We start from the raw sequence: 11,305 nt of genomic DNA on the forward strand, positions 1-11,305 counted from the left end.
TGGCTGGCGTGGCCGTCCTGCCAGTCGATGCACAGGCTGCCGCTGGCGTCGATGTGCACCGCGGCCGGTACCAGATCCTCGGGCACGTCGACGATCTCCAGCACCTGCTCGCGGGTCACCGTATAGACACACTGCGCGCACGGGCAGTTGTCGCGCAGCCAGGGGTGGTGGAAGGGGCTGACCCGGCCATCGGCCCAGCTCACCCGGACCTGGTCCGCCAGCGGTTGCGCGGCGGTCAGGGCACTGATCAGCGGATAACGGCGGTAGTCGGCAAAAGCGGTGGCGGTGTTCACGGCGAGCTCCTTTTCGTTGTGTCGTTATTTTTTCCCTGGCAAGCCAATCACCCGGCCGATGTACTCCGGCAGGGGCAGATCGCTCTGCTCGTCGAGCAGGGTCTGCAGGCGTTCCAGTACAGCTTCGCTGAACGGTGCCGAGCGCGGGCCGGAGAGGTCGACGTGGAGCAGCATCTGCTCGTTGCCGGCCAGTTCCTTGTCGCCGCCCACCAGGTGCAGGCTGTGGTAGAGGTGCAGGCGCTTGGCGTCGTGGGCGAGTATCCGCGTGTGCACTTCGACCTGGGCGCCGAGTTTCACCTCGTGCAGGTAGTTCAGGTGCAGTTCCAGGGTGAACAGCGAACTGCCGGTGGCTTCGCGGTTGTCGCTGTCCAGGCCCAGACGATCCATCAGGGCGTCGGTGGCGTAGCTGAAAATCAGCAGGTAGAAGGCATCGCGCAGGTGGCCGTTGTAGTCGACCCAGTCGGGGATGACGGTGGTGGTGTAGGTGGTGTAGGTGGTGAGGTGGGGCATGGAGAGGCTCCACAAAGGCTGAGGCTGATGAGACCTGTGGCGAGCGGGCTTGCCCGCGCTCGGCCGCACAGCGGCCGTGACCCGGGAAACACGTACCCCTGAAAGGACGCATTCTCCGGTGTTGGGACTGCTGCGCAGTCCAGCGCGGGCAAGCCCGCTCGCCACAGCGTGGTAGGTTCACTACTGACAGCGTGGTAGGTTCACTACTGACAGGGTGATGGGTTCGTTACTCGCTGAAACTCATGCCGTGCTTGGCCTTGGTGCTCTTCACCGCGTCCAGCACCGCCAGCAGGCAGTCATCACGATAGCGCTCCAGCGCCGAAATGCTGTGGCGGCCCAACTGCTCGCGGGTGCCCTCGACCACATCGTCGATCAGCTTGTCGGTCAGCTCCGGTGCCGGCAGGTAGGTCCACGGCAGTTGCAGCGCCGGGCCGAACTGGGCCATGAAGTGGCGCATGCCGGCATCGCCACCGGCCAGGGTGTAGGTCAGGAAGGTACCCATGAACGACCAGCGCAAGCCGGCGCCGAAACGGATCGCATCGTCGATCTCGCCGGTGCTGGCGACGCCGTCGTTGACCAGGTGCAACGCCTCGCGCCACAGCGCTTCGAGCAAGCGGTCGGCGATGAAGCCGGGCACTTCCTTGCGCACGTGCAGTGGGCGCATGCCAAGGGATTCATAGACCTTGATCGCCGCCTGCACGGCCTCGGGGGCGGTCTGCCGGCCGCCGACCACTTCCACCAGCGGCAGCAGGTACACCGGGTTGAACGGGTGGCCGACCACGCAGCGCTCCGGGTGGGTGGCGCCTTCGTAGAACTCACTGGGCAGCAGGCCCGAGGTGCTGGAACCGATCAGGGCATTGGGCTTGGCGGCGGCGCTGATCCTGGCGTGCAGTTCCAGTTTCAGCTCCAGGCGCTCCGGGGCGCTTTCCTGGATGAAGTCGGCGTCCTTCACGCACTCCTCGATGGTGGCGACGAAGCGCAGCCGGTCTTGCGCGGCGCCGGGCGCCAGGCCCTGTTTTTCCAGGGCACCCCAGGCGTTGGCGATGCGCTTGCGCAGGGCCGCCTCGGCGCCGGGGGCAGGGTCCCAGGCGACCACGTCGAGGCCGTGGGCGAGCGCCCGGGCGACCCAGCCGCTGCCGATGACACCGCTGCCGAGGGCGGCGAAGGTTTTGATTTCGGTGATAAAACTCATGATGAATTCCTGAAGAAGTTCGCGGTTCTTGTAGGAGCCGGCTGGCTGGCGATCCGCCGAAGGCGGCCATTCCCAGGCGTTTGTTGCGCCAGTGAAATGGCTATCGCCAGCAAGCCGGCTCCCACAGGGTCAGATTGGTATCCTGGGTTCGAGGTCAGCCGCGCCGGGTCAGGCCCATCTTCGCCCGGCCCTCGGCCGGGGTCAGGACGCGGGCGCCGAGGCGGCTGAGGATTTCCGTGGCGCGCTCGACCAGTTGGCCGTTGGTCGCCAGCACGCCCTTGTCCAGCCACAGGTTGTCTTCCAGGCCGACCCGCACGTTGCCCCCGAGCAGTACCGCCTGGGCCGCCATCGGCATCTGCATGCGGCCGATACCGAAGCCGGCCCAGACCACGTCCGGCGGCAGGTTGTCGACCATGGCCTTCATGGTCGTGGTGTCGGCCGGAGCGCCCCATGGGATGCCCAGGCACAGCTGGAACAGCGGGTTGTCCAGCAGGCCTTCCTTCATCATCTGCTTGGCGAACCACAGGTGGCCGGTGTCGAAAATCTCCAGCTCGGCCTTCACGCCCAGTTCCTGGATGCGCCTGGCGCCCGCGCGCAGTTGCGCCGGGGTGGAGACGTAGATGGTGTCGCCGTCGCCGAAGTTGAGGGTGCCGCAGTCCAGGGTGCAGATTTCCGGCAACAGTGCCTCGACGTGCGCCAGGCGGGTCAGCGGGCCGACCAGGTCGGTGTTGGGGCCGAACTCCATGGGGTTCTCGCCGGCACCGATTTCCAGGTCGCCGCCCATGCCGGCGGTGAGGTTGACGATGATGTCGACGTCCGCCTCGCGGATGCGCTCCATCACTTCACGGTACAGCGCCACGTCGCGGCTGAACTTGCCGGTCTCGGGATTGCGCACGTGGCAGTGCACCACCGTGGCACCGGCCTTGGCCGCCTCGACGGCGGCGGCGGCGATCTGCTTGGGCGTGACCGGGACGTGCGGGCTCTTGGCGGTGGTGTCGCCAGCACCGGTGAGTGCGCAGGTGATGATGACGTCGTGGTTCATGGTGCGGGTTCCTTACAGGCGTGGTGGTTCACACCGCAGCCAGTGGGGCTGCGGTAGAGAGGGGGCGTTGGGTTACTGGCTGGTCAGTTGCAGGTTCTCGGCGGCCGGGCGGCCATCGAAGGTGGTCACCCCCTGCAGCCAGCGGGCCTGGTCCTGCGGGTGATCCTTGAGCCACTGGCGGGCCGATTCGAGGGCGTCCTTGTGGTCGAGCAGCGGTTGCATCATCCGGCTCTCGTCCTCGGCGCTGAACGTCAGGTTGGTCAGCAGCCGGTTGATGTTCGGGCATTGCTCGGCATAGGTGGGCGAGGTCACGGTCCATACCGTCGCCATGCCTTCGTTCGGGCCGAGGGCGTCCTCGCTGCCGCTGAGGTAGGTCATCTGCAGGTTGACATTCATCGGGTGCGGCGCCCAGCCGAAGAACACCACGGCTTCCTTGCGCCGTACGGCGCGGTCGACGGCGGCGAGCATGCCGGCCTCGCTGGATTCCACCAGCTGGAACTTGCCGAGGCCGAACTGGTTCCTGGCGATCATCGCCTTGATCTGGGTGTTGGCGCCCGAGCCGGGTTCGATGCCGTAGATCTTGCCGCCCAGCTCCTTCTCGAACCTGGCGATGTCGGCGAAGGTCTTCAGGCCCTTGTCGGCCAGGTAGGTGGGCACGGCCAGGGTCGCGCGGGCGTCCTTGAGGCTCGGTTCGGCCAGCACCTTGACCTGTTTGGCGTCGACGAATGGGGTGATGGTCTGGGTCATCAGCGGGTTCCAGTAGCCGAGGAACAGGTCCAGGCGCTGGTCGCGGATGCCGGCGAAGATGATCTGCTGCGAGGCGCTGGTCTGCTTGACCTGGTAGCCGAGGCCTTCGAGCAGCACCTGGCTCATGGCGCTGGTGGCGATCACGTCGGTCCAGTTGACCACGCCGAGGCGGACGTTCCGGCAGGAGGCCTGGTCGGCGGCCATCACGCTGGTGCTCAGGAGCGCGGCGCCGGTGAGTGCGAGTGCACAGCGGCTGATCAGTCGTTTCATGCGGGTTTCCTCGGCAGGTCGTTATTGTCGGTTCCGGCGTCTGATGCGCCGGTGATGCTCACGTTACGCAGCCCGGGTTATCTGAAAACGCACTACGGCGACCGACTCTTGCACTGCGGCGACCAACCCCCCTTGTAGCCAATCCCGAACTGGCGTATCACAGCGACAACGCTACCCGTCTTGCGAGTGCGCTCCATGTCCCAGGATCTCTACTTCTTGTTGATGCCGGGTTTTTCGGCGATGGGTTTCATCTCGGCGATCGAACCGCTGCGCGTGGCCAATCGCTTTCGCGGCGAGCTGTATCGTTGGCATGTGTTGAGCTCGGACGGCGGCGCGGTGCTGGCGAGCAACGGCATGTCGGTCAACGCCGACGCGGCGCTGGAGCCTCTGAAGAAGGGGGCCACGCTGCTGGTGGTCGCCGGCTTCGAGCCGCTGAAATTCGCTACTCCGGCACTGGAGCACTGGTTGCGCCGCCTGGATGGCGAGGGTGTCACCCTCGGCGGCATCGATACTGGCAGTGTGGTGCTGGCCGAGGCCGGCTTGCTGGAAGGCCATCGGGTGACGTTGCATTGGGAGGCGCTGGAAGCGTTCAAGGAGTCTTATCCACAGCTGGAGGTGACCCAGGAACTGTTCGAGATCGACCGCCGGCGTATCACCTGCGCGGGCGGCACGGCGTCGATCGACATGATGCTCGACCTGATCGGCCAGGCTCACGGCCCGGAGCTGGCGATCCAGGTGTCGGAGCAGTTCGTGCTCGGGCGCATCCGCCCGCGCAAGGACCACCAGCGCATGCAGATCGCCACGCGCTACGGCATCAGCAACAAGAAGCTGGTGCAGGTGGTTGGCGAGATGGAACAGCACATGGAGCCGCCGCTGAGCACGCTGGAGCTGGCGCGGTCGATCCAGGTCACGCGGCGCCAACTCGAGCGGCTGTTCCGCCTCTATCTCAAGGACACGCCGAGCAACTTCTATCTGGGCCTGCGCCTGGAGAAGGCCCGGCAGTTGCTGCGCCAGACCGACATGAGCGTGCTGGAGGTGAGCATCGCCAGCGGTTTCGAGTCGCCGTCGTACTTCACCCGCAGCTACCGGGCCCGGTTTGCCCGCTGCCCGCGCGAGGATCGGCGGTCGCTCAAGGCGTAGCGGTATCCTGTGGGAGTTCCAGGGGCTGTGCAGGGCTTAAGGCCCATTCGCGGATGAATCCGGCTCCCACAAGTGCTCGCACCGTGCATGAATCCTGCGAACGACGCCGGCACTGTGGGAGCCGGATTTATCCGCGAACGCGCCCTTGCTATCGCTAAAGGCTTCGCGGATGACCTGCTCCCACAAAACACCGCGGCGCAGGCGTTACTTCTTCAGCAGCGCCGCACAGGCCGTCTTGTAGGCCTCGTGCTGGTATTTGTTCAGCGTCTCCGGCAACTCGAAGCCATGTTTCTTGTGCTGGGCATTGAGGGTCTGCGGCGACAGCAGCGTCACTTCGCAGTTGTCCAGCAGTTGCACGATACCCTCGATCTTGAAGGTGGTCGGCCCGCCGGCGAATTCGCCTTTCTTGCTGCGTTTCTTGATGGCGATGCGAGTGATGCCATTGGCCTCGACGAACGCTCGCAACTGGCTGGCGAACGCCTTGACGTTGGCGGCTTCGTCATCATCGTCCAGGGCGATCTTCTTGATGGCGACAGCCAGGTGTGCCGGCGTTGCATCCCGCAGGGTGGCGAGGGCGAAGATGGCTTCGCTGCCCTTGATTTCGATACCGCAGATAGTCATCTGATTCCTTTGTAGCCAGTTTGGGGCTTTCCAGGGGAGGTCAATGCATGCTTTTACGCAAGTCCAGCATGATCTTGTCGAAGTGGTCGACCCGGATGATACCCAACCGGGGGAACTCGAAGTCGAGAATCACGTAGAGCACGCAGACCATCACCAGTGCGTAGCCGAGGATGTGCAGCCAGTGCCGGCCGGTGCCGGCCATGCCGTAGCCGATGAACAGCGCGCTGACCTGGGTCAGGGCGATCAGCATCAGGTAGATGATCAGTGGCGGGTGGGTTTCCAGGGCGACGCTGCGAGTGGTGGTGATGTCGATCATCGCGTTCAGCGCCTGCAACAGGCTGACCCCCAGAGTCGGCGTCGGCATCTGCTGCAAGCCGGCGATCGAGTGTTTCCAGATCTCCAGTTGCAGGGCGTTGGCGCGGGCGCTTTCGTGGCTGGCCAGTTCGACGTCGGTCAGGTCGCGGTAGTAGGCGATGCGCGCGTCCACATAGTCGCGAAAGGCCTGGCGCAGGGCCGGCTGGCTGGCCGCGGGCAGCAGGTCCAGGCGTAGCCAGGCGGTGCCCATGGCGTTGGTTTCCTCGACGATCAGCGTGCGCCGGGTGTCCATTCGGGTGGCCGCGCCGGAGAAGGTGAAGGCGATCAGCAGTGCCAGCAGGCCGAACACCGCGCCCTCTATGGCGCCGATGCCGGTGCGTGCGCCCTCGGGGTCGGCGGCCAGGTGGCGGGCGCCAACCCGTCGACCGATCTCGATGAAGAGCACGATGGCGATGAAGATAAGGCAGGCATACAGCGGAATGGCTGAAAGTGAGCGCATACGATAATCCTCTGATGATCGTGATCGACTCGCCTGTACAGCCGGCTCAGGGCATGGGTTGCTGCCTTTCAGTTAAGTTTCGCTGTCCGCCTTGTCAAGACGCTGGCCGATACGACCAGCGCGGCACCGACCTGTCGATGCCCGTGGACGTCATTCCTGCAGCAGCGATTCGAGGAATTCCGACCGTTCGTCGCTCTTGCTCGCCAGGCAGTCATTCAAATCGATGTTGTACTGCTTGCTGCCAACCTTGGCCGGCAACGGCGCGATGGCGCAGTCGGCGTCCCGCGATTGGGTCCAGAGCTGCTGGGCCTTCTGCAGCCTGGCGGTGATATCGCTCTGCTCGGCTTTCTTGCTCGCGTATTGCGACGTGACCCTATCCAGCAAGGCCTGGAAGTTATCCTTGAGCAACTGATCGGCGGTGTTCTTGTTGTAGGTGGCGCATTCCAGGGTCTGCTGGTCGTCCGCAACCGCGTCGCACGGCGAGTTGTCGGTGTCTTCCGCGGCGTGAACACCCACGCTGACAAGGGCCAAGGCCAGGAAAATCGATTTCATTACGGTGTCCTGAAGCTGATAGGAAAACGGTAAACGGCAATTCTGTCTGAAGCCGAATGCAAAGAATAGTCGTACAACGATAAGTGCTGGAGCCTACTGCCTTGACGCCCTTTGTCGCGGATTGACGCTTTCGGCAATTCCCCTGTCGTTTTTGCACCCGGCTCCGACAGGCCCTGGGCATATGCTGGGTCCAAAGCGCCGGCAGACGATTCGGCGCATGAATTGCCAATAAAGGGGACAGCCTGATGAGCCCAGCCGAGTTACACGCCGACAGCATCGTTATCGACGGGCTGATCATTGCCAAATGGAACCGCGAACTGTTCGAGGACATGCGCAAGGGTGGGCTGACCGCCGCCAACTGCACCGTGTCGGTCTGGGAAGGTTTCCAGGCCACCGTCAACAGCATCGCCGCCAGCCAGAAGCTGATCCGCGAGAACAGCGACCTGGTGATGCCGGTACGTACCACCGCGGACATTCGCAAGGCCAAGGAACTGGGCAAGACCGGCATCCTCTTCGGCTTCCAGAACGCCCATGCGTTCGAGGACCAGATCGGTTACGTGGAGATCTTCAAGCAACTGGGCGTGGGCATCGTGCAGATGTGCTACAACACCCAGAACCTGGTCGGCACCGGCTGCTACGAGCGTGACGGCGGCCTGTCGGGCTTCGGTCGCGAGATCGTCGCCGAAATGAACCGTGTCGGCATCATGTGCGACCTGTCCCACGTCGGTTCCAAGACCAGCGAGGAAGTCATCCTCGAGTCGAAGAAGCCGGTGACCTACTCCCACTGTCTGCCTTCGGGCCTGAAAGAGCACCCACGCAACAAGTCCGACGCGGAACTGAAGTTCATCGCCGACCACGGCGGTTTCGTCGGCGTGACCATGTTCGCGCCGTTCCTGGCCAAGGGCATCGACTCGACCATCGACGACTACGCCGAAGCCATCGAGTACGTGATGAACATCGTCGGTGAAGACGCCATCGGCATCGGTACCGACTTCACCCAGGGCCATGGCCAGGACTTCTTCGAATACCTGACCCACGACAAGGGCTACGCCCGCCGCCTGACCAGCTTCGGCAAGATCATCAACCCGCTGGGCATCCGCACCGTGGGCGAGTTCCCCAACCTCACCGAGACCCTGCTCAAGCGCGGTCACAGCGAGCGCGTGGTGCGCAAGATCATGGGCGAGAACTGGGTCAACGTCCTCAAGGAGGTCTGGGGCGAGTAACCCCGGAACCGCTTTCCCTTTGCTATTTCCCCTGCGCGCCGGTCGCGCAGGGCGTACGCGGCCAGCCGCAAACAATGAATTCTGGAGTGTTTCCCATGGCTAAAATCGCCCCGCAACTGCCCATCGAAGTCGACAGCGAAACCGGTGTCTGGACTTCCGATGCCTTGCCGATGCTCTACGTGCCACGCCATTTCTTCGTCAACAACCACATGGGCATCGAAGAAGTGCTGGGCGCCGAAGCCTATGCCGAAATTCTCTACAAGGCCGGCTACAAGTCCGCCTGGCACTGGTGCGAGAAGGAAGCCGAATGCCACGGCCTGGAAGGCGTCGCGGTGTTCGAGCACTACATGAAGCGCCTGTCGCAGCGCGGCTGGGGCCTGTTCAAGATCCAGGACATCGACCTCGACAAGGGCACCGCCAGCGTCAAGCTCGAGCACTCGGCGTTCGTCTACGTCTACGGCAAGGTCGGGCGCAAGGTCGACTACATGTTCACCGGCTGGTTCGCCGGCGCCATGGACCAGATCCTGGCCGCCCGTGGCAGCCAGATCCGCACCGTGGCCGAGCAGGTCTATGGCGGCTCCGAAGAAGGCCACGACGATGGCCTGTTCACCGTCAAGCCGCTGTAAGTCGAGGATCGCATCATGGCTTTCGAAGCAATGTTCCAGCCGATCCAGATCGGCAAGCTGACCATCCGCAACCGCGTGCTCAGTACCGCCCACGCCGAGGTGTATGCCACCGATGGCGGGATGACCACCGACCGCTATGTGAAGTACTACGAGGAAAAGGCCAAGGGCGGCATCGGCCTGGCGATCTGCGGCGGCTCGTCGGTGGTCGCCATCGACAGTCCGCAGCAGTGGTGGAGTTCGGTGAACCTGTCCACCGACCGTATCATCCCGCACTTCCAGAACCTGGCCGACGCCATGCACAAGCATGGCGCCAAGATCATGATCCAGATTACCCACATGGGTCGTCGCTCGCGCTGGGACGGCTACCACTGGCCGACCCTGATGTCGCCTTCGGGCGTGCGTGAGCCGGTGCACCGCGCCACCTGCAAGACCATCGAGCCGGAAGAGATCTGGCGGGTGATCGGCAACTACGCGCAGGCGGCCCGCCGCGCGAAGGAAGGCGGCCTGGATGGCGTCGAACTGTCCGCCGTGCACCAGCACATGATCGACCAGTTCTGGAGCCCGCGGGTCAACAAGCGGACCGACGAATGGGGCGGCAGCTTCGAGGGCCGGATGAAGTTCGGCCTGGAAGTGCTGAAGGCCGTGCGCGCGGAAGTCGGCGACGACTTCTGCGTCGGCATGCGCATCTGCGGTGACGAGTTCCACCCGGACGGTCTGTCCCACGAAGACATGAAGCAGATCGCCAAGTACTACGACGACACCGGCATGCTCGACTTCATCGGCGTGGTCGGCTCGGGGTGCGACACCCACAACACCCTGGCCAACGTGATCCCGAACATGAGCTTCCCGCCGGAGCCGTTCCTGCACCTGGCCGCCGGTATCAAGGAAGTGGTCAAGGTTCCGGTGCTGCACGCGCAGAACATCAAGGACCCGAACCAGGCCACCCGTATCCTCGAAGGCGGCTACGTGGACATGGTCGGCATGACCCGCGCGCACATCGCCGACCCGCACCTGATCGCCAAGATCAAGATGGGCCAGGTCGACCAGATCAAGCAGTGCGTCGGTGCCAACTACTGCATCGACCGCCAGTACCAGGGCCTGGATGTGCTGTGCATCCAGAACGCCGCGACCTCCCGTGAATACATGGGCGTGCCGCACATCATCGAGAAGTCCACCGGGCCCAGGCGCAAGGTGGTGATCGTCGGTGCCGGCCCGGCCGGCATGGAAGCCGCCCGCGTGGCGGCCGAGCGTGGCCACGACGTGACCCTGTTCGAGAAGAAGGACAGCATCGGCGGGCAGATCACCACGGCGGCCAAGGCGCCGCAGCGTGACCAGATCGCCGGTATCACCCGCTGGTTCCAGTTGGAGCTGGCCCGGCTGAAGGTCGACCTGCGCCTGGGCACCGCCGCCGACGCGGCGACCATTCTCGACCTGCGTCCGGACATCGTCGTGCTGGCGGTCGGCGGGCATCCGAACCTGGAGCAGAACGAACACTGGGGCGCCGCCGAAGGGCTGGTGGTCAGCAGTTGGGACGTGCTCGACGGCAAGGTCGCACCGGGCAAGAACGTGCTGGTCTACGACACCATCTGTGAATTCACCGGCATGTCGGTGGCCGACTTCCTCGCCGACAAGGGCAGCCAGGTCGAGATCGTCACCGACGACATCAAGCCGGGCGTGGCGATCGGCGGTACGTCGTTCCCGACCTACTACCGCAGCATGTACCCCAAGGAAGTGATCATGACCGGCGACATGATGCTGGAAAAGGTCTACCGCGAGGGCGACAAGCTGGTGGCCGTGCTGGAGAACGAATACACCGGCGCGAAAGAGGAGCGGGTGGTCGACCAGGTGGTGGTGGAGAACGGCGTACGGCCGGACGAAGCCCTCTACTACGGGCTCAAGGAAGGTTCGCGCAACAAGGGCCAGATCGATGTCGAGGCGCTGTTCGCGATCCAGCCGCAGCCTTGCCTGAGCCAGTCCGGCGACGGCTACCTGCTGTTCCGCATCGGCGACTGCGTGGCCCAGCGCAACACGCATGCAGCGATCTATGACGCGCTGCGCCTGTGCAAGGATTTCTGACGGTGCATCGCCGGTGGTGATGGGGCCTGTTGTGTGGTGAGAGATTGATCGTGTGGTGATGGGGCTGTTTGTGGCGAGGGGGCTTGCCCCCGCTGGGCTGCGAAGCGGCCCCGGATCAGCCGGCGCGTCTTGTCGGAAAATACGCGTTGGCCGGGTTACGACTGCTTCGCAGCCGAACGGGGGCAAGCCCCCTCGCCAC

Annotated in this window: 12 protein-coding genes; 4 read left to right on the forward strand and 8 right to left on the reverse strand. The window is 64.3% G+C overall.

What is annotated here, in order from left to right; genetic code table 11:
- The 5 genes from K675_RS30675 to K675_RS0111520 all read right to left on the reverse strand — a co-directional run.
- Positions 1–293 (reverse strand): gamma-butyrobetaine hydroxylase-like domain-containing protein (locus K675_RS30675; protein ID WP_037006446.1); only part of this gene is annotated, 293 nt, incomplete at its 3' end.
- A gap of 24 nt (positions 294–317) precedes the next feature.
- On the reverse strand, positions 318–803 hold the full coding sequence (locus tag K675_RS0111505) for a thioesterase family protein (protein ID WP_017903670.1): 486 nt from the start codon (positions 801–803) through the stop codon (positions 318–320).
- A gap of 226 nt (positions 804–1,029) precedes the next feature.
- Positions 1,030–1,995, reverse strand: coding sequence for an L-carnitine dehydrogenase (locus K675_RS0111510; RefSeq protein ID WP_017903671.1), 966 nt, complete (start codon positions 1,993–1,995; stop codon positions 1,030–1,032).
- A gap of 154 nt (positions 1,996–2,149) precedes the next feature.
- The gene (locus K675_RS0111515; protein WP_017903672.1) at positions 2,150–3,037 is read right to left on the reverse strand and encodes a 3-keto-5-aminohexanoate cleavage protein; all 888 of its coding nucleotides are present in this window, start codon (positions 3,035–3,037) and stop codon (positions 2,150–2,152) included.
- Positions 3,038–3,109: 72 nt separating this feature from the next.
- Complete coding sequence (locus K675_RS0111520; protein ID WP_017903673.1) at positions 3,110–4,054, reverse strand: choline ABC transporter substrate-binding protein; 945 nt, start codon at positions 4,052–4,054, stop codon at positions 3,110–3,112.
- Between the two features lie 195 nt (positions 4,055–4,249).
- Between K675_RS0111520 and K675_RS0111525 the strand changes: the two genes are divergently transcribed.
- On the forward strand, positions 4,250–5,194 hold the full coding sequence (locus tag K675_RS0111525; RefSeq protein ID WP_026145111.1) for a GlxA family transcriptional regulator: 945 nt from the start codon (positions 4,250–4,252) through the stop codon (positions 5,192–5,194).
- A 204-nt stretch (positions 5,195–5,398) separates the two neighbouring features.
- Here the strand turns inward: K675_RS0111525 and K675_RS0111530 are convergent, their stop codons facing one another.
- From K675_RS0111530 to K675_RS0111540, 3 genes are all read right to left on the reverse strand, one after another.
- Entirely contained in the window at positions 5,399–5,815 is a 417-nt protein-coding gene (locus K675_RS0111530) for a DUF3010 family protein (protein ID WP_017903675.1), read from the reverse strand.
- Positions 5,816–5,855: 40 nt separating this feature from the next.
- Positions 5,856–6,629, reverse strand: a complete 774-nt coding sequence (locus K675_RS0111535) for a hypothetical protein (RefSeq protein ID WP_017903676.1) — start codon at positions 6,627–6,629, stop codon at positions 5,856–5,858.
- Between the two features lie 150 nt (positions 6,630–6,779).
- The gene (locus K675_RS0111540; RefSeq protein WP_017903677.1) at positions 6,780–7,181 is read right to left on the reverse strand and encodes a lysozyme inhibitor LprI family protein; all 402 of its coding nucleotides are present in this window, start codon (positions 7,179–7,181) and stop codon (positions 6,780–6,782) included.
- Positions 7,182–7,426: 245 nt separating this feature from the next.
- Here K675_RS0111540 and K675_RS0111545 point away from each other — a divergent pair, with 245 nt between their 5' ends.
- The 3 genes from K675_RS0111545 to dgcA all read left to right on the forward strand — a co-directional run bounded on the left by K675_RS0111545 (position 7,427) and on the right by dgcA (position 11,106).
- On the forward strand, positions 7,427–8,404 hold the full coding sequence (locus K675_RS0111545) for a dipeptidase (RefSeq protein ID WP_017903678.1): 978 nt from the start codon (positions 7,427–7,429) through the stop codon (positions 8,402–8,404).
- A gap of 95 nt (positions 8,405–8,499) precedes the next feature.
- Positions 8,500–9,030 carry a DUF5943 domain-containing protein gene (locus K675_RS0111550; protein WP_010452075.1) on the forward strand — a complete coding sequence of 177 codons (531 nt, stop codon included), beginning with the start codon at positions 8,500–8,502 and terminating at the stop codon, positions 9,028–9,030.
- Between the two features lie 15 nt (positions 9,031–9,045).
- Positions 9,046–11,106, forward strand: a complete 2,061-nt coding sequence (gene dgcA, locus K675_RS0111555) for a dimethylglycine demethylation protein DgcA (RefSeq protein ID WP_017903679.1) — start codon at positions 9,046–9,048, stop codon at positions 11,104–11,106.
- Positions 11,107–11,305 lie beyond the last annotated feature (199 nt).

Origin of the sequence: Pseudomonas fuscovaginae SE-1 (assembly GCF_000364705.1) — a bacterium.
GTDB lineage: Bacteria > Pseudomonadota > Gammaproteobacteria > Pseudomonadales > Pseudomonadaceae > Aquipseudomonas > Aquipseudomonas fuscovaginae_A.

Bases quoted from the DNA above. Each gene is read 5' to 3' on its own strand.
- K675_RS0111505 (WP_017903670.1), bottom strand. From the start codon at position 803: ATGCCCCACCTCACCACCTACACCACCTACACCACCACCGTCATCCCC.
- K675_RS0111510 (WP_017903671.1), bottom strand. From the start codon at position 1,995: ATGAGTTTTATCACCGAAATCAAAACCTTCGCCGCCCTCGGCAGCGGT.
- K675_RS0111515 (WP_017903672.1), bottom strand. From the start codon at position 3,037: ATGAACCACGACGTCATCATCACCTGCGCACTCACCGGTGCTGGCGAC.
- K675_RS0111520 (WP_017903673.1), bottom strand. From the start codon at position 4,054: ATGAAACGACTGATCAGCCGCTGTGCACTCGCACTCACCGGCGCCGCG.
- K675_RS0111525 (WP_026145111.1), top strand. From the start codon at position 4,250: ATGTCCCAGGATCTCTACTTCTTGTTGATGCCGGGTTTTTCGGCGATG.
- K675_RS0111530 (WP_017903675.1), bottom strand. From the start codon at position 5,815: ATGACTATCTGCGGTATCGAAATCAAGGGCAGCGAAGCCATCTTCGCC.
- K675_RS0111535 (WP_017903676.1), bottom strand. From the start codon at position 6,629: ATGCGCTCACTTTCAGCCATTCCGCTGTATGCCTGCCTTATCTTCATC.
- K675_RS0111540 (WP_017903677.1), bottom strand. From the start codon at position 7,181: ATGAAATCGATTTTCCTGGCCTTGGCCCTTGTCAGCGTGGGTGTTCAC.
- K675_RS0111545 (WP_017903678.1), top strand. From the start codon at position 7,427: ATGAGCCCAGCCGAGTTACACGCCGACAGCATCGTTATCGACGGGCTG.
- K675_RS0111550 (WP_010452075.1), top strand. From the start codon at position 8,500: ATGGCTAAAATCGCCCCGCAACTGCCCATCGAAGTCGACAGCGAAACC.
- dgcA (WP_017903679.1), top strand. From the start codon at position 9,046: ATGGCTTTCGAAGCAATGTTCCAGCCGATCCAGATCGGCAAGCTGACC.